Origin of the sequence: Enterobacter cloacae complex sp. S2 (assembly GCF_015159675.1) — a bacterium.
Lineage (GTDB): Bacteria > Pseudomonadota > Gammaproteobacteria > Enterobacterales > Enterobacteriaceae > Enterobacter > Enterobacter intestinihominis.
This window is the reverse complement of the sequence record NZ_JADDTS010000019.1, coordinates 1-16,905: the sequence shown is the minus strand read 5'-3', so window position 1 is coordinate 16,905 and position 16,905 is coordinate 1. Positions and strand designations below refer to the sequence as shown.

Annotated in this window: 18 protein-coding genes and 1 pseudogene; 8 read left to right on the top strand and 11 right to left on the bottom strand. The window is 51.9% G+C overall.

Translation table 11 applies throughout. The features are described 5' to 3' along the window. Together IPZ49_RS10220 and yncL are read right to left on the bottom strand one after the other, a co-directional pair. The gene (locus IPZ49_RS10220; RefSeq protein WP_063146095.1) at positions 1–1,500 is read right to left on the bottom strand and encodes a cyclic diguanylate phosphodiesterase; all 1,500 of its coding nucleotides are present in this window, start codon (positions 1,498–1,500) and stop codon (positions 1–3) included. A 123-nt stretch (positions 1,501–1,623) separates the two neighbouring features. Then, positions 1,624–1,716 (bottom strand): stress response membrane protein YncL, encoded by a 93-nt coding sequence (gene yncL, locus IPZ49_RS10215; protein WP_071524166.1) that lies wholly within the window; start codon positions 1,714–1,716, stop codon positions 1,624–1,626. Between the two features lie 370 nt (positions 1,717–2,086). On the opposite strand from yncL, the gene IPZ49_RS10210 reads away from it, so the two are divergent. After that, positions 2,087–2,335 carry a GlsB/YeaQ/YmgE family stress response membrane protein gene (locus IPZ49_RS10210; RefSeq protein ID WP_022647775.1) on the top strand — a complete coding sequence of 83 codons (249 nt, stop codon included), beginning with the start codon at positions 2,087–2,089 and terminating at the stop codon, positions 2,333–2,335. A gap of 53 nt (positions 2,336–2,388) precedes the next feature. Here the strand turns inward: IPZ49_RS10210 and yoaJ are convergent, their stop codons facing one another. The 3 genes from yoaJ to IPZ49_RS10195 are packed head-to-tail and all read right to left on the bottom strand — an operon-like array spanning position 2,389 to position 3,636. After that, positions 2,389–2,463, bottom strand: coding sequence for a protein YoaJ (gene yoaJ, locus IPZ49_RS23450; RefSeq protein WP_071841870.1), 75 nt, complete (start codon positions 2,461–2,463; stop codon positions 2,389–2,391). After that, positions 2,464–2,562 (bottom strand): YoaK family small membrane protein, encoded by a 99-nt coding sequence (locus tag IPZ49_RS10200; RefSeq protein ID WP_015570793.1) that lies wholly within the window; start codon positions 2,560–2,562, stop codon positions 2,464–2,466. A 45-nt stretch (positions 2,563–2,607) separates the two neighbouring features. Continuing rightward, a complete protein-coding gene (locus IPZ49_RS10195; protein WP_063146094.1) occupies positions 2,608–3,636 on the bottom strand; it encodes a sensor domain-containing diguanylate cyclase in 1,029 nt (342 codons plus the stop codon). A gap of 313 nt (positions 3,637–3,949) precedes the next feature. Here IPZ49_RS10195 and IPZ49_RS10190 point away from each other — a divergent pair, with 313 nt between their 5' ends. Together IPZ49_RS10190 and IPZ49_RS10185 are read left to right on the top strand one after the other, a co-directional pair. After that, a complete protein-coding gene (locus IPZ49_RS10190; protein WP_015570791.1) occupies positions 3,950–4,204 on the top strand; it encodes a DUF333 domain-containing protein in 255 nt (84 codons plus the stop codon). Between the two features lie 80 nt (positions 4,205–4,284). Continuing rightward, positions 4,285–4,590, top strand: a complete 306-nt coding sequence (locus IPZ49_RS10185) for a hypothetical protein (protein ID WP_023299820.1) — start codon at positions 4,285–4,287, stop codon at positions 4,588–4,590. Here the strand turns inward: IPZ49_RS10185 and IPZ49_RS10180 are convergent, their stop codons facing one another. Next, positions 4,591–4,935, bottom strand: coding sequence for a DUF488 domain-containing protein (locus IPZ49_RS10180; protein WP_045621401.1), 345 nt, complete (start codon positions 4,933–4,935; stop codon positions 4,591–4,593). Between the two features lie 150 nt (positions 4,936–5,085). Between IPZ49_RS10180 and IPZ49_RS10175 the strand changes: the two genes are divergently transcribed. Then, on the top strand, positions 5,086–5,793 hold the full coding sequence (locus tag IPZ49_RS10175; protein ID WP_063146092.1) for a CTP synthase: 708 nt from the start codon (positions 5,086–5,088) through the stop codon (positions 5,791–5,793). Positions 5,794–5,824: 31 nt separating this feature from the next. On the opposite strand, the gene IPZ49_RS10170 is transcribed toward IPZ49_RS10175, so the two are convergent. Continuing rightward, positions 5,825–7,012: a CynX/NimT family MFS transporter gene (locus tag IPZ49_RS10170; RefSeq protein ID WP_023299822.1), complete on the bottom strand. Its 1,188-nt coding sequence runs from the start codon at positions 7,010–7,012 to the stop codon at positions 5,825–5,827. A 99-nt stretch (positions 7,013–7,111) separates the two neighbouring features. On the opposite strand from IPZ49_RS10170, the gene IPZ49_RS10165 reads away from it, so the two are divergent. Continuing rightward, positions 7,112–7,903, top strand: coding sequence for a helix-turn-helix transcriptional regulator (locus IPZ49_RS10165; protein WP_058647129.1), 792 nt, complete (start codon positions 7,112–7,114; stop codon positions 7,901–7,903). On the opposite strand, the gene IPZ49_RS10160 is transcribed toward IPZ49_RS10165, so the two are convergent. From IPZ49_RS10160 to IPZ49_RS10150, 3 genes are all read right to left on the bottom strand, one after another. Continuing rightward, complete coding sequence (locus IPZ49_RS10160) at positions 7,887–8,333, bottom strand: DUF441 domain-containing protein (RefSeq protein WP_003857881.1); 447 nt, start codon at positions 8,331–8,333, stop codon at positions 7,887–7,889. The two genes, IPZ49_RS10165 and IPZ49_RS10160, sit on opposite strands and share 17 nt — an antisense overlap. A 106-nt stretch (positions 8,334–8,439) precedes the next feature. Continuing rightward, entirely contained in the window at positions 8,440–10,476 is a 2,037-nt protein-coding gene (locus IPZ49_RS10155) for a TIM-barrel domain-containing protein (RefSeq protein WP_058647130.1), read from the bottom strand. A 15-nt stretch (positions 10,477–10,491) separates the two neighbouring features. Further along, entirely contained in the window at positions 10,492–11,823 is a 1,332-nt protein-coding gene (locus IPZ49_RS10150; RefSeq protein ID WP_023305891.1) for a glycoside-pentoside-hexuronide (GPH):cation symporter, read from the bottom strand. A 285-nt stretch (positions 11,824–12,108) separates the two neighbouring features. On the opposite strand from IPZ49_RS10150, the gene yoaI reads away from it, so the two are divergent. Then, entirely contained in the window at positions 12,109–12,210 is a 102-nt protein-coding gene (gene yoaI / locus IPZ49_RS23115; RefSeq protein ID WP_017384693.1) for a small membrane protein YoaI, read from the top strand. A 20-nt stretch (positions 12,211–12,230) separates the two neighbouring features. Here the strand turns inward: yoaI and IPZ49_RS10145 are convergent, their stop codons facing one another. Further along, complete coding sequence (locus tag IPZ49_RS10145; RefSeq protein WP_023299826.1) at positions 12,231–12,731, bottom strand: YbaK/prolyl-tRNA synthetase associated domain-containing protein; 501 nt, start codon at positions 12,729–12,731, stop codon at positions 12,231–12,233. Between the two features lie 119 nt (positions 12,732–12,850). Between IPZ49_RS10145 and IPZ49_RS10140 the strand changes: the two are divergent. Next, positions 12,851–14,821 (top strand): annotated as a pseudogene (locus tag IPZ49_RS10140) (host specificity factor TipJ family phage tail protein); the annotation flags it as partial. A gap of 50 nt (positions 14,822–14,871) precedes the next feature. After that, positions 14,872–16,905: hypothetical protein (locus IPZ49_RS23110; RefSeq protein ID WP_227754077.1), on the top strand; the 2,034-nt coding region annotated here is incomplete at its 3' end.

Genomic DNA, 16,905 nt, shown 5'->3' with positions numbered 1-16,905 from the left:
TCATCGCGCTGAGCAAGCCAGCAGGCTGGCGAGGTCGTGCCGGGTTAGTGATTTTGAAAAGTACCAGCCTTGCACGAGGGCATCGGGGTATCTCTGCGCGATGAACTGATATTGCGTTTCGCTTTCGACTCCCTCAAACACCAGGGTTTTGTGCAGTTTAGCGAGCGCGTCGCTAAAGATCACCAGGATATCCTGTTTATAATGCTCGTTGATGCCATCCACTAACGACTTATCCACTTTGATTTCGTCATATTTGAGATTGGACAGCCTTGCCAGATTAGAGTTTTGCACGCCAAAATCGTCTATTGAAATTTTGACGCCTGCCGATTTAAGATCCTCACAAAACTCTTCGAGGATGGCCGAGGTGGAAACGCCATTCTCGGATAACTCAACTTTGATTAACGATAAGGGAATAGCGTTCTCTAAGCATGCATGACGTAATACCGCCAGAAATTTGCCGTCTTCAATTTCCGTCCGGCCAACGTTCAGTGAAATCATTAACTGATGTTCGGCCGCCAGAGCGGCAATTTCCGCCAGGGATTTCTTTATCATGTTCTGATAATAAACGTTATACAGACCAATTTTTTTAATTAACGGGATAAACAGCTCAGGAGAAACCTCTTTGTGATTGTTATCCTGCCATCTTGATAACACTTCAACCCCGACGATTTTCTTATCAGCAACCCGAATTATGGGCTGAAAATGAACGCTGATAGTATTCGCTATCACCGCCTTGACCAGCGTTCGCTCAAGAGAAAGTCGATCTTCATAAAGTCGAAGAGAAAACAGCGTCAGGGATACCCAGATAAAGTATAAAAACAGGCACAGGAGCACCATCACTACGCGGGAGAGCGATGCCAGTCCGGCATTGTGGTGGGTGACGGTAACGCACAAATCCCAGCGCGTGCTGCACTGCGTCACGGTCTGCGTGAATAACAGTGACGACAAGCGGCTAAGGTTTTCTGTAGGTGACGTAACGGTAAAAAAGGTTCGGTCGAAATCTTTCGTGGTAGAACGAAGTGAATAGTTGGCGGTGACCGGAGAGAATTTATCGTAGGCTGAACGTGATGTGAAGATAATAAGATGGTTATAAATTGTCGCATTGCCTACAAAAAAATCTTTCTGTGAAAATTGCGCCAGACTGAATCCGTTCAGGGTGTTGTGAAGCTCAGAGGGAAGGGCGATGGGATTTGCCAGCTTGCCCCAAAATGCGGTGCAGGTGATTTTCCCATTTTCAATAAACCCCACATCGGCGAAATAGAGACTCTGCATCTTTAAAGTACGGTAGACGTTCAGGCTGGCGCTATCGCATCCCTTCGCGGAGGTATTTTTAAGCGTACTGGCGATATTTTGCGTCAAGTCTTCGGAATAGCGTAAGAGCGTGTGGGAGATCTCCCTCTGCCGGTCCTTTTGCTGCTCAACGATTATGGCGTTAACCGCATACAGCGACAGGACGACCATAAAGGTTGAGATGATAGCAACGGCAATGGCCTTGTTCATTTTCCTGCTGTCCCGCCACGTCCTGAGGTGCAGGGATCTTAACACAGGTCATTAAAGCTACAAGTATGCGCGTTGAGCCCGCACGTGATTGAAAGGAAAGCCACCATGCCGACTCATTACATCTCAGAACCACTCAAACCGTGTCGAGAGCAGTAACAGTAGCGTACTGGCAGAAACAAGATTAAGGCAGATGACGAACTTGCTCGATACGTTCATGTTATCAGATTCACTTTGCTGTTCAGTAGCCACAGAGAATAGCGGTTCACCTCCTGGGAAAAAACGCCAGATTTTGGTGGGGTGAGGCAAAAAAAAGCCCACTAAAAAGTGGGCAAGAAATACTGGAAGCAATGTGAGCAATGTCGTACTGAATACCTGAGTGATTTGCTCAACTATTCAGTAATGAGAAAGATAATCTTTCTCAGTAAAAGATGCAACCCCACGATGAGTGTGGAACGGCAATTTTTATTGCTCAGATTTTACTCAAACGAACCGTGTGATTCTTATCACAAATTTCCTTTCTCAGATCCTGTGCTATCCTTTTCTGTGTCGTTGATTTAATGACAAAAACCATACAGAGAGGAAAGCTATGGGAATTTTATCCTGGATTATCTTTGGGCTGATTGCGGGGATCCTGGCGAAGTGGATTATGCCGGGCAAAGATGGCGGCGGTTTCATCGTCACGATCGTTCTGGGGATTGTAGGTGCAGTCGTCGGTGGCTGGATCAGTACCCTGTTCGGCTTTGGCAGAGTTGATGGCTTCAACTTCGGCAGCTTTGTCGTCGCGGTGATTGGCGCGCTGGTTGTTCTGTTTATCTACAGAAAAATCAAAAGCTAAATCTGACCTGTGTTAAAAAAGGCTGCCTGAGGGCGGCCTTTTTACTTTGGGCGTTACCACCAGCCAAACTGCGTACCGGCGACGGCCACGATGGCGACAATCAGCATGATGAGGGTCGTTTTTCTCATTTATGCCCCCGGCGCGGCGTAACCGCCAAGGAAAAACCAGCCTAAAAACACTACTGCCGTGATAAAAATAACCACCGGAAAGAGGATCCCTATTCTCATGCCATCACCTGTTTGAGTTTGTATAAGGCCGTAGAGTGTACGGTTTTAATCTAACGCGACAAAGCCTGTTTTGTTTTTTCCTTTTTTATCCTGATACATCGCGAGGTCTGCGGTGCGCAGGGCACTATCTTCATCTGTGCAGTGAGGATCAACAATAACGATGCCATAGCTTGCACCGGGATAGAGAATAGTGACATTACCTAACCCATATTCACCCGCGATACGGCCGTTGAGGCGGGTTTTGATAGCGTTGACCTCTGTGCTGGCGTCGCCATCATCGCTGTGACTCAGGCTGGCAACCAGAAATTCATCGCCGCCGAGCCGGCCGATAATTTCGTCCTGCGTTTGCTGGTGAGTCAGTCGATTGCCGACCTGAACGAGGAACCGATCGCCCGCTTCATGACCGTACTGATCATTGATTCGCTTGAAATCATCGAGATCAATAAAGGCAATCATGACGTTGCGGTTAAGATGGCGCGCCAGTGAGAACAGGGTGGTAAGGTTTTCAAAAATGGCGCGACGGTTCGGCAGGCCGGTAAGGGCGTCGGTGTAAGAGTGGGCAATGAGCGCCGCATTTGCTTCACGAAGCTGAAGCACAAGCGACTCTTTCTGAATGTACTGACCAATTAACCCGGCAAAGAGCCTGATCACCTGCTCGCCACGTTCGCTGAACTGTTTCTGTGCGGTGCTGGCAGCGCAAAGCGTGCCGTACAGAGAACCGTCAGCCAGGTGAACCGGCACGCTCATATAGGTTGTAATACCCAGTGCTTTTGCCGCTTCACACTCCGGCCAGCGGTCGGGCACCTCGTTACTGAACAAGGTGTCGCTATCCATGGCGCGCTTACAGAGCGTTTCGTCCCAGGGCACGCTGAACCCTTCCGGGATCTGCATTTGCTTGCTGTTACGGGCATATAAAATGTGCTGCAAACGCGCGTTGATATCGATTTTGGTCAGGTAGGTTGATTCCATATCCGTCACAATTTCCAGCATTTCCAGTAGCTGACGCACCAGACTGTCGAGAGATTGCTCGGTGGAGAGGGTTTCTGAAACACGGGCAAGAATGATATCTGACATGAGGCAGGTTGACTCCCATGCAGAAGACCTCTGTATCTGCATGTTATGCTGAAAATATAGACTCCGGTCATAGTAAAACATGAACTGGATTAATTTTATAGATTCTTCTGGAAGCGGATGAAGGAGAGGCTAAAAAAAAGCCCCGATGTTGAGATCGGGGCAAAACATCTTGATTACGGAATGATGTTCTCTGGTCAGAGTGAGAACAGACACCACTATAGGGATGAATCGTGCAGGTTTAATGGAGAAATCATGGAGAAAACGGCGATGACCCGTTACTCTGACGTTTTCAACACCCTGAAGGATCATGATAATGAAATATCTTCTCCTGGCGCTGGTTTTACCGCTGGCCGCATGCTCAACAAAGACCACCCCTCCTGATGCGCCTCAACCGCCGCACGCTATTGGTATGGCAAATCCGGCGTCAGTGTACTGTCTGGAGAAAGGGGGAGAGCAAATCCCTGTACAAAGCCCGCAGGGCGTACGTACCGAGTGCAAATTGCCAGGCGGGGAAGTGATCGATGAATGGGATCTCTATCGCCGCGATCACCCGCAACCGACCAGATGACAACGGCAATAAAACTGCGATACACTTCTCTTTAGGATTATTCTTAGCCAGTTTCTGGCGGTACGTTTGCGAGAAGAAGTATGTTTCAGTTAAAACCGGGCAGCATGGCGATAATTGTGGGTGCGCGTACGACGGCGGGCCGTCGAAATATCGGTAAATCCGTAGAGCTGTTTGGCCTTTGTCAGCCGGGCCAGCGTTTTGTGAACCCGGTTAACGGCGTCATGACGCATTTACCTGATACATCAGCGCGTGCGCTGTGGCTGGTCACCGGTGATGTTTACGCCTTTGATAATCAGCACGGTTTTGCGTTTGTTCGCCCGGAACATTTGATGCCGCTTACTCCCGACGAGATGCCACACAACGTGGATGAGCTGGCAATCGGTTAATCACAGTTTACGCAGCCAGTCCGCCAGTACCCGCGCGTGATTCTGCTCCGTATTTTTCGCCCCATAGAGTAGCGTCACGGTCTGCTGTCGGGCGAGGGCCGCCAGGCGTTTGCCTTCATCCTGATGCTGCGCCAGCTCTTTACGATAGGCTTCACTGAACGCGGTGAAATCTATCGTTTCACTGTGAAAGGCTTTCCGCAGCTCGCTGGACGGCGTTAGCGCTTTACACCACTCATCACAGGCGAGGTCGGTCTTTTTTATCCCTCGCGGCCAGAGTCTGTCTACCAGCACCCGGTAACCATCGTCTGACGTTGCCTGTTCATATACGCGCTTACATTGAATCATCCGTTTTCCTCCTACCGTGCGACGTTCGGCAAGAACACTATAGCACCCGGCGTTTAACCACCCAATTTAAGGTATTGTGATAATTGCAAAAGATCGGTAGTCTGAGGTTCCTTATGTTATCTGAAAATCCTCCGGCATAAGGAATCTCTCATGGAACTCTCCCCGGTTAAAACGACGCTGCGCATTGCGCTGGTTGGTGATTACAATCCCGATGTTATTGCGCACCAGGCGATCCCGCTGGCGATTGACGACGCCGCTGCGGTTCTGGATCTCACCGCTGATTATGACTGGCTCGCCACGCCTGAGCTGACCAACCCCGAAGACCTGGTCGGGTACGATGCCATCTGGCTGGTACCGGCAAGCCCGTATAAAAACACCGAGGCGGCGTTTATTGCCGCGCGTTACGCGCGTGATAACAGCATCCCTTTTCTCGGCACCTGCGGCGGGTTCCAGCATGCGCTGATTGAGTATGCCCGTAATGTGCTGGGCTGGCACGATGCAGGCCATGCCGAAACCGATACCGAGGGGAGGATGGTGATTGCGCCGCTGGCCTGCTCGCTGGTGGAAAAAACCGACGCGATTGAGCTGCGGAACAACACGCTGATTGCCAAAGCGTACGGCAAGCCGGAAATTCATGAAGGTTATCACTGCAATTACGGCGTCTCGTCTGAGTTTGCCAGCCAGCTTGAGCGGGGCGACATGCGCGTAACGGGCTGGGACGAGCAGGGCGAGATCCGCGCGGCAGAGCTGATGACCCATCCTTTCTTTGTCATCACCCTGTTCCAGCATGAGCGGGCTGCGCTTCAAGGGCGCCCGGTGGTGCTGGTACAGGCCATGCTGCGGGCGGCGCAGGGATAAAAAAAGCAGACCGTCAGGTCTGCCTTGAATGTCAGCGGGGTGTGATCTCCCGGTCACGCCCGGCCAGCATGCCGCACAGGGCCATCACTACCGCAGCCAGCGCGCAGGCCAGCAGCGGAATGCGCCAGTCTCCGGCGGTATCGTGAATTTTCCCCATCAGCGGTGGGCCACAGGCCGCCAGAAGATAGCCAATCGACTGTGCCATGCCGGAGAGCGCGGCGGCCTGATGAGCCGAGCTGGCCCGCAGTCCGATAAACGTCAGGCCGAGGATCATGGTGGCGCCGGATCCAAAGCCAAACACCAGCGTCCAGACGACGGCCAGCCCCGGCGCGAACCAGAACCCGGCCGCACTGACGGCGCACATCAGAGCGACAAGCCCGGCTATGCCACGCTGATCGTTAAGACGGTGCAGGATCAGCGGAATGGCGAGACCGGGAACAGCGGTTGCCAGCTGGAGAAGTCCGTGCATGGAGCCAGCCTGCGTTTCGCTGTAGCCGTGGCTAAGTAAAATCGCGGGTAACCAGCCGATAATGACGTAGTAAATCAGCGAGTTAATGCCCAGAAAAAGCGTCACCTGCCAGGCGAGTGCCGAGCGCCAGATTGCCCGATTGTGCAACGCGCCCGCGCCGGTCAGGGTGGCGGCCGGCCTCTGGCGCCATTGCGGTAACCACAGCAGCAGCGCCACCAGCGGGAAGAACATCAGCATCAACAGCGCCCCGTGCCAGCCAGCATTCCCCAGCGACAGCGGGACGATCAGCGCCGACCCTGCGGCAGCGGCGGCCCCCATCGTCAGCGAATAAGCCCCCGTCAGTTTTGCGACCTGGCCCGGAAAATCACGTTTGATTAATCCGGGTAACAGGACATTGCCCAGCGCAATCCCACAGCCCACGATCGCCGTACCGATAAACAGCAGCGAGGCCGACGGCAGCGAACGTACGCCAATCCCGATGCAAATCAGCAGCAGAGCGATAAAAAGGCTGCGCTCCATGCCCAGGCGCCGGGCGACGCCTGCGGCAAGGGGAGAGATAAAGGCGAAGGCCAGCAGAGGCAGCGTTGTGAGCAGGCCGGTTTGCGCCGTGCTTAAGCCATAGTCCTGTCGGATGGTGTCGAGCAGGGGGGCGACCCCGGTAAAGGTGACGCGCAGCGTCGTGGCGATCATCAGGATGCCTGCAACCAGCAGCGCGCCCTGTTTCCCGGAAGGTTGAATAGCAGTAGTCATTATTGTCTCTTACGTTCAGGCGAGCGCATACCATACCGATTTAAGTCGTGGTTGAAATCAGGCTAAAATGACAGTTTATCGCTAATATCGGACAACTTTATGTATGGACTGGGACTCGACGGCTACGATCCCGATAGCCAGCACGACGCGGCGGTGGCCTTTCGCATCCGCGTGGTGGCACAAGAACAGTACATTCCGCTGCATCAGCACCGCAAAGGGCAGCTGATTATGGCGCTGGGAGGAGCGATCACCTGTGAAGTAGAGAACGCGATGCTGATGGTGCCGCCCCAGTATGCGGTGTGGATACCGGGTCAAACGCCGCACAGCAACAAGGCGACGCCCGGCGCGCAGCTCTGCCTGCTGTTTATTGAACCCGGCGCGCTCGAATTGCCGACGCGTACCTGTAGGTTGAAAATATCGCCCCTGGTGCGGGAGCTGGTGCTGGCGCTCGCGGACAGGTCACAGGAGGAACTGCCTCTTCCCGCTACCGGAAGGCTGGTTGACGTCCTGTTTGATGAACTGCCCCTGCAACCGCAGGAGCATCTCCAGCTGCCGGTATCTCCGCATCCGAAAATTCGTCTGATGAGTGAGACCATGGCAAACGAACCTGCCGCCTGGCAGACGCTGGCGCAGTGGGCCAGCCACTTTGCCATGAGCGAGCGCAATCTGGCGCGGCTGGTGGTGAAAGAGACCGGCTTAAGCTTTCGCCGCTGGCGACACCAGCTCCAGCTGATTGTCGCATTGCAGTTTTTGATCGGCGGAAAGTCGGTCCAGCAGGCGGCGCAGGCGCTGGGGTATGACTCCACCACCGCCTTTATCACCATGTTCAAGAAAGGACTGGGACAGACGCCCGCCCGCTATATCGCCAGCCTGACTACGACTTCCCGATAAACAGCGAAACCAGTCCGGCAGCAATCAGCGGGCCAACCGGCACGCCACGAAACAGCGCCACGCCTAACACGGTGCCCACCAGCAGCCCGGCCACCAGAGAAGGCTGGCTGCTCATCAGCGTCACGCCGCGCCCGCCAAGCCATGAGACAAAAACGCCCACTGCAATCGCCACCAGCGATTTCCAGTTCACAAAGGAGTGCAGCAGCGTTGAGGCCGGTAGCGTTCCGCTGGCAATCGGGGCCATCACACCGATGGTCAAAATAATGATCCCGATGGTAAGCCCCTGTTTTTCTATCCACGGGAAGAAGGTGTTCAACGGTGTGACGCGAACGATGATCAGGACCAGAATGGAAATCGCGACGGTGGTATTGTGGCTGACAAAACCCAGAGCAGCCAGGGCCAGAAGTATGAGTAGTGTAGGGTCGAACATGACGGGATCCTTGCCAAAAATAGTAAGCCTGCTTACTTTACGCGCAAACGCGACGGCAGGCAGGCTTTACTGAAAAAATTGTCTATTTTTGGGCACTTGCCTGACGTCAGTCCACCAGTTGCTGGATAAGCGGACTCCCTTCGCGGATAAACACCGGGATGGTTTCCAGCGCCGCAGGCACCCGGATATGCTCCCCACCGGCGTAGCGCTCACCGTTGAGGGCGATCCAGCTATTGCCCGTCGGCAGCCAGACATCGCGCTCACGCTGACCGGCCTGCATAACCGGCGCCACCAGAAGATCTTCACCAAACAGATACTGATCTTCACACGCCCAGCTCTGCTTATCCTTCGGATAGTGCCAGAACAGCGGACGCATGAGCGGGTCTCCGTGCAGATGCGCCTGCTGGTACAGCGCGTCAATATATGGGCGCAGGGTTTCGCGCACGGTAAGCCAGTGCTGCATGATGGCGTAATTCTCTTCTCCGTAACTCCACAGCTCATTAGGCGAACCGCTGTTACACTGAGGAATACCGTCACGGTAGCGCTCCGGAGGTTGGATCTGCGGTTCGCGATAGCCGTGCATGCGCAGTACCGGTGTAAACACCGCCCACTGGAACCAACGGATCAGCAATTCATGGAATGCCGGGTCGTTAACGTTCCCTCCCTGGAAGCCGCCGATATCGGTCGTCCACCATGGGATCCCCGCCAGCCCCATATTCAGTCCTGCGGCGAGTTGATTGCGAAAAGCATGGAACGAGGAGTGGACATCACCCGACCACGCCAGCACGCCGAAGCGTTGGCTGCCAGCCCAGGCGCAGCGTACCAGGTTAACAATGTCGGTTTCGGCGTTTGCCTGGAGCCCATCGTAAAAGCCCTGCGCAAAGTCACGCGGGTAGCGATTGCCCACTTCCAGTACCGGACCGGCGTGGTAGCGATAGTTGTCAAAATCATAGGCGCGGTATTCCGGCTCCGCTTCGTCCAGCCAGAACAGCTTAATGCCCATGTCGTAGTAATTTTTCTTCACCGTATCCCAGACGAATTTCCGCGCCTCTGGATGGGTCGCATCAAAGAAGGTGGTATTGCCCATAAAATCGAGGTTGACCTGCACGCCGCGCTCACTGCTGACTAGCCAGCCTTTGGCTTTCATCAGCGGGTAGAGGGGGCTGCGCGCCTCTACCGTTGGCCACACCGACACCATCAGCGCAATACCCATTTCGCGCAGCTCGTCGACCATGCCTTCAGGATCGGGCCAGTCTACGGGGTCGAAGCACCAGGTGCCCTGATTCGGCCAGTGGAAAAAGTCGATGACCATCACCGACAGCGGCAGATTACGGCGGCGATACTCCCGCGCAACCTCAAGCACCTCCTGCTGGGTGCGGTATCGCAATTTGCACTGCCACAGTCCACTGATAAACGCCGGGGCGGGGGGCGGAGTACCGGTGGCTTTCACATACTGGCGGGTGATATCCGCCACCGTGTCAGCGGCGGTGATCCAGTAGTCCATCTCTCCTGTGACGCGGGCGCGCCATTCCGTCTGATTTTTTGCAAAGCTGGCTTCACCAATCGCCGGGTTGTTCCACAGCAGGCCATAGCCAAGGCTGGACTGCATAAAGGGCACGCTGGCCTGGGAGTTGCGCTGAGCCAGCTCCAGCGTACAGCCTTTCAGATCCAGCCACGGCTGTTGATACTGACCCATGCCATAGATGCGTTCATCCGGACGCGATTCAAACCGGACGGTGAGCTGATATTTGCCGCCCATCAGCGGTTTAAATTCGCGGCCATCCAGCTTCAGGGCGCTGACATATTTATCCTGACTCTTCTCGCTAGCACCGATACCCACCGTTGAACGCTGGCGCCACATCTCCTCCAGCAGCAGTTCGCCGCGCTGATTGTAGAAGGCCAACTGACCTTTAAGGTTCAGGGTCGCGGTAATATTGCCGTTGCGCAGCGTCAGGCTTTCCGCTTCGGCGACAATCTCGGCCTGGCAAGGGGCGGCGGGTAACAGTGCCTGTAAGGCGTCATCAAATGCCGGGGAGCAGGTGGCCCTGACGCGAAGACTGTTTTCTCCCCAGGGTTCGATGCGCAGGATCTGGCGTTCAAAACGCCATTCGATACAGTTGGAATGTTGAATCAGCTCACTCATGGATAAAGCGTCCTTCTAAACAGGGTGTTTGGCGAGATGGATGGATTGCATTGTGCTGTCGTCGAGCTTGTACCAGCGCAGCGTGGCAAACGCGCAGAGCGACAAGATGCCAGGTACGACGGTGAAGAGGGCGATGATGCAGTACATGGCCGTGGTAGTTTGTTCCGGGGCATTGGCAACATAGCCGCTTAAGCCCAGCGTCCAGCCAACAATCGCGCCGCTGATCGCCATCCCCAGCTTGAGTACGGCGAGGAAGGTGGAGAAGATCACGCCGTCCATGCGTTTGCCCTGTTTCCATTCGCCGTAATCGGCGACATCCGCCATCATCACCCACATTAGCGTGGTGGTGGCCTGGTAAAGGGTGGAGACGATAAACGTCATGGGCACCAGAATAAGCACCGACTTAGGCGCAAAGAACAGGGCGATGCTGAGTACCCCCGCCAGTACGGAACAATATCCAAACATCTGCACTTTGCTGACGTTCTGCGTCAGACGTTTGGCCAGCGCGCTGCCTGCGGCTTTCCCGAGAATATGCGCGCCGAGCATCCACATAAAATAGCTTGCGCTACCGAGATAATAAGTGACGAAATACATCATTGCACCAAGGCGAATAACGCCAAAACCAATATTGGTTAATACCAGGACGGCGACAACTCGCCATTGGTCGTTTCGTAATAAATCCCGTAGTTCCGCAAGATAATTATTGTGGGTGGCGGGAGCCTTAATACGTTCACGTGTATTCGCGAAGCAGATCCAGAACATGATGACCGCGACGGTCGCCATAATGGCCATCGCCCAGCGGTAGCCCAGTAATTTATCGTCGCCGCCTAAAAACTCTGCCAGCGGCATCATAAAGAATGTCGACAACGCGCCACCCAGCGTGGCAAGGAAAAAGCGATAAGACTGAAGGGAAATTCGCGCATCGTTGTCGGGCGTAATTACCGCGCCCATGGAGCAATAGGGAATATTGATTGCGGTATACATCAGCATCATCAGGGTATAGCTGACGGTGGCGAAAATCATTTTACCGTGCAGGTCGAGCGACGCCGGCACGGCGTAGGTCAGCAGACAGCTTGCGCCAAAGGGCAGCGCCAGCCACAGCATCCAGGGGCGGAATTTTCCCCAGCGGGTACGCGTCCTGTCTGCGATATAGCCCATCGCCGGATCAATTATGGCATCGGCGGTTCTCGCCAGAAGAAACATAGTGCCCACGAATGCGGCAGGTAACCCCACCACGTCCGTATAGTAAAACGTCAGAAAAATAATGACGTTATCCAGCCCAATATGGCTCGCCATATCGCCTAACCCATAACTGATTTTTTCTTTACGGGTAATTATCTCGGTCATTGTATTCACCTTGCCAGTGTAAGGTTTATTTATGAGGTGCTCCGTAAACAAGGTTAACCATCATGAAAAGGTTAACAATTGCGAGATCTGGCATCGGGGTTACGTAAATTTCTTTTCGTGATACCGGTAACAAATAAAGTATTTAAACAGTGACTTTATACAGGGGAGGGGAGTTAACAGCGAATCGTTTCAGCGAAAAATTGTCATTTCGCGGACGCGTCATTGTCATTTAACTGTCATTTTGCGGGAGTAAAAAAAAAGGAAATGGGCAAAGCAGAGGGCATCATGAACGATCCTATGTTTGTCGAAACGCTGATTATCTCCTCATCGTTTTTTATCATCGCGATTATTTTGATTGCTTCCGTGCTGCTGCTGGAAAACGGCTGACCGTTAGCCAGCCTCTGTATTTATTGTTTACGGAACGACACCAGTTCAGGACGGGCGATACGCAGATAGTCCTGGGTATCCATAATCACCGATTTTTCCAGCAGACCAGCGTTAAAGGCGATCTCGTCAAAGCGCTCAAACAGCAACGGATCGGCGACCAGCGTCAGATCCGGGTGAAAGCTGAAGGGGGGAATGGCGCCGAAAACGCAGCCGGTAAGCGCATCCACTTCGGCCGGACTGGCGAGAGATGCCTTAAGCCCTCCGAAATGGCTGGCCAGCAGGCTCAGATCGGCCTGCCGATCGGCGGCGAGGATTGCCAGAATATGTTTCTTAACGCCGTTGCCTTTTACCTTACAGACCAGCGCTTTTGCACCCTGGCGGAGATCGGTCCCGCGAATTTCACTGACCGCTTCGCATTTCCCTACGGCCTCATGCGCCACCACACGAAAGTGCGCCTCCTGCTCGGTTAATAAGCTGATTAGCTGCTGATGGGTTGTCGTCCCGGTCACGTCATCAGACATAACGATTTCACCTGTGATTAGCCAATACGTAGCTTGCTACATTAGCACGGGAGGGAGAGGGCTGAAAGAAAACAGCCAGCGGGAGCGCTGGCTGTTGATTCATGCGTTGCTGGTGGAAGACTGTTTCTGGAACAACTATTACTTTTAATGGACTTAGCAATGAAGAGGGAACCACAACCGACACTCTACCTGATTCGTGGGTTGTTGGTGCAATTGTTGAAGTAATAGTTCCAGATTCATATGTCGTAACGAATGATGGTCCTTACAGCAGAATTACCAGTGATGCTCTTGAAGAGATTGCACCCTACGTAGGCATGCCTGTAACGCTCTGGTACAACAGTGTCGACTATCAACTTTTCATCTCTGAATACATACCTCATTCTGAGCCACCAGGAGAGGATGTCATTACGGCATCAATCACTCTGGCTTACGATAGCGCAACAGGAACAGCATTTACTGGTATTCCTGAGGGATACGTACGTCTTTCCCTTTCGCATGCTGGAAGTGAATACAAAATACTCGATGTCGATGCTGGGACAGTGACGTTAGAGCGTATGGTAGATGGAGAGGAAGACCCGTCATGGCCTGGATTCTCTCCTCGTACTGTTCTTGATTTTGATGCAAACAGTCTGAATGAAAATGACTCATGGATGGGTCCGTTTCTTGCTTGTCCAGAGAATGAAACCGTCGATATGTTCGAGGTTAATTTCTTCTTCCCAAACGGAATCTGCGGTTACAAGGACAGTGGAAGCAAAAAGAACAGAACTGTAACGTGGGAAATTCAGTACCGAGTCTATGGCTCTGGTTCTGGATGGACAAGCAAAACAGGCTCGTACAACATGAAAAATATTAACGGGCTTGGATTTACTGAGCGGGTAACGCTGGGATCACCTGGGCTGGTTGAAGTGCGTTGCAGAAGGACGAATGAGCAGGGTGAAGGTAACTCCCGAGATAACATGTACTGGCAGTCATTGCGAGGACGTTTGTTGTCACGCCCATCATCGTATTCTGGCGTTACGACAATGGCGGTGACAGTGGAAACTGGAGGTAAGCTAGCTGCGCAGTCTGATCGCCGGGTAAACATTGTTGCTACACGTATTTATGATTCCGGAGGAACTAGGACCATATCTGGTGCCCTCTATCACATTGGTGACGAGCTTGGACTGGCAATGGACCATGAGGCCATTGACTCGCTAGAAGCGACATATTGGACTCCTGACAGCGAGTTCTTCGACTATGCCACTACGGATTCTGTCTCTGCACTGGAAATGCTTCAGAAGGTTACTAATGCAGGGAAAAGCTATTTTCTCCTTACAGATGGGCTTGCATCTGTAGCAAGGGAGGGCGTTAAAACGTGGACAGGAATAATCAGCCCACAGGAGATGACAGAACCTCTACAGACGGCCTTTGTTGCACCATCAGCAGATGATTATGATGGTGTTGATGTGACTTACATCAACGGCACAACATGGGCTGAGGAGACTGTGCAGTGCAGGACTCCTGGTAATCCAACTCCTGTAAAAATTGAGGACTATACCTTAGACGGAGTTTTGGATCAGGACCGTGCTTATCAGATAGGTATGCGTCGCCTGATGAAATACAGGCAGCAGAGACTTACACATACCACTACCACAGAGCTTGACGCTCTTTGCTACAACGTCGGTGACCGCATCGTGTTCACTGACGATATACCTGGAAGCAAGACTATCAGCACGCTGATAGAAGACATATCCAGTTCTGGAGGAGTGACAACAATCTCCGTTTCTGAAAAGATTAACTGGGATTTCAGCAATCCTCGGGCACTGATACGATATCAGGATGGTTCAGCTTCTGGTTTGTTGGTTGTTACAAAGGTCAGCGATTATGAATTAACAGTTCCTGAACAGCCTGAGTTCAGCGGTATTATCCTTAATGACCCGGCAATTGAACCTCCACGCCTTATTTTCTGCGAGTCATCACGCGTTGGGTATAGCGCGTTAATCTCAGAGATTGCGCCGCAATCTGACGGAACGTGCCAGGTCACAGCCAAAGAATATCGCGACTCATTCTATCAGTATGACAATGCCTCCTACCCCGGCAATGTAGCTTAATCCATATCAAAACAACCCGCTTCGGCGGATTTTTCGTTTATGAGGCCCATATGACGACTTATAACACCGGCAATCCGCTGGGGTCTGCTGCTGCAAAAGATTTATACGATAACGCTGAAAACTTTGATCATCTTTCTAACGATCAGGACAATGAGCAGTGGAAAGACCGATTCGGTGTTGAGCGATTAACATGGCATGGAATGGAGAAGCGCTATCAGGAAAAGTTATCCTCCATGGGCTGGGAGTTGATGGATTCCTTTCAGTCTGGAGAAAGCATAACTCGAGCTGATCAGGCACTTCGCTGGATGTTACCAGATGGAGATGGTGAGTATTATCGCTGGGATGGCGTACTTCCAAAAACCGTACCTGCTAACTCAACCCCTGATAGCTCTGGTGGCGTTTCTCCAGGTGCATGGGTCGGTGTTGGTGATGCCTCGTTGCGCACTGCTCTAGCTGCTCCAGGCGGTGTTGATTTAGTAAATGGGGCTGCGAAACAGACCGATGTAGACAAGCTTAACAAGCGAACTGACGTATATGCTTACATCGAAGATTTCGCCAACCTTGTAGTTGCTGATGACTGGTCAGACGCTATCCAGGCTGCATTTGATACTGGAAAAGAAGTAAAAGGTATCAAGGGCAAGCAGTATAAAGTCACTAAAATAATAAACACTAAAGGTCAAAGGTATGTTGGAGAACTAACCCTCAATCTGCAAAGAACAAGCATACCAAATGCTGTTGTTACCTCAACTTATGCTATGCCTAATAATGCATTTTTCCGTGGTATATACGTAGGTACAGCATACGACTTTTGCGAAATGTTGAGAATAAAATCCTTGGGATTTAACACCGTCATTCATTACTGCTATTTTGATAATAATGGCACTGTCGACATAGACGGAACTATGCCTAAGCTACTGAATAACTGCCTATCCGCTGGATTGAATGTGGTTATCAACACGAATATTGAATCTAGCCATGGACAGGGAACAGTATCAGAGATTGTTGGGAGGTGTGACAGTTTTTCAAACTGCATTGGATATAGCGTAGTTGACGAACCAGCCAGTAGAGGAATCAGCGTTGCCGACCAGGACCAAATGATTTCAACCTTGAGAGGACTAACGAACAAGAAGCTATTTTCAGTAAATTACATGTGGGTCAATACGCCTTGGGAATATAAATTCTCAAGAAACTATGATGTTTTTCTTGTAGATAGTTACAGCATGTACTATGCCTCAGGGTCTCTTCAAGAAAGGGTTGATAAAGACCTTGGAAAAATGAGGACTGATTTAGGCGGCTGCATGATGGTAACGGGTTCTGCGCGTATCATTCCTGTTGTGCAAACTTTCTCTCAATTCGAAACAAATCCGGTGGAAGGTATTCATGGGTCATATTGTTTTGATGTTGATCAGATTGTAGCTGCCGCCAGGATATTCGGGAAAACAGGCAATGGAGATTTCGCAGCATTCTGCTGGGATAATGGATTCACAACCACACTTGCAAAAGAAGTAAAGTACCAAGGCTTGGTGAAAGAGCTTGTAAATCACGCCGATAAAGGTGAGATATTAAGAACTGAACCGATCCTGTTTGGAGGCGTAGGAGGCGTATCTGGTAGGGTTCAATATCCTTTAGGTTGCCTAAATGCCATACAGACCTATAAGGACCCCCTAAATACGATTGATAATTGGCTTGGCGGTGGCGCAGCTCCTGTAAGATTATTGACCGGGCCTTCAGAAACCCCCTTGAGAACGACATCAGCAGGGGTCGACATTTCTGGGATAGGCTTTAATAAAACATTTAGTAGATTGGTCACAACTAAGAGTTTATTGAAGTTTTTCACTGGATTCGCTGTCTTCGAGAATTACGGTAATCCATTACTAAAGCCAGCCTCTTTTGAAGTATATTCAACCTCAGATGGAGGGTATACAGAAACCCTCAGATATACTACAGGAGTTACTGCTGGATCTGCATTTAGATTTTCAGGGCGCATGACCAATGACTATGATGGCATAGGTGATGGCGCTGTATTCTCACTTTCAATAGACCCTAGTGATGCAGTTGATAATTATAGGCGAATTATATATGGT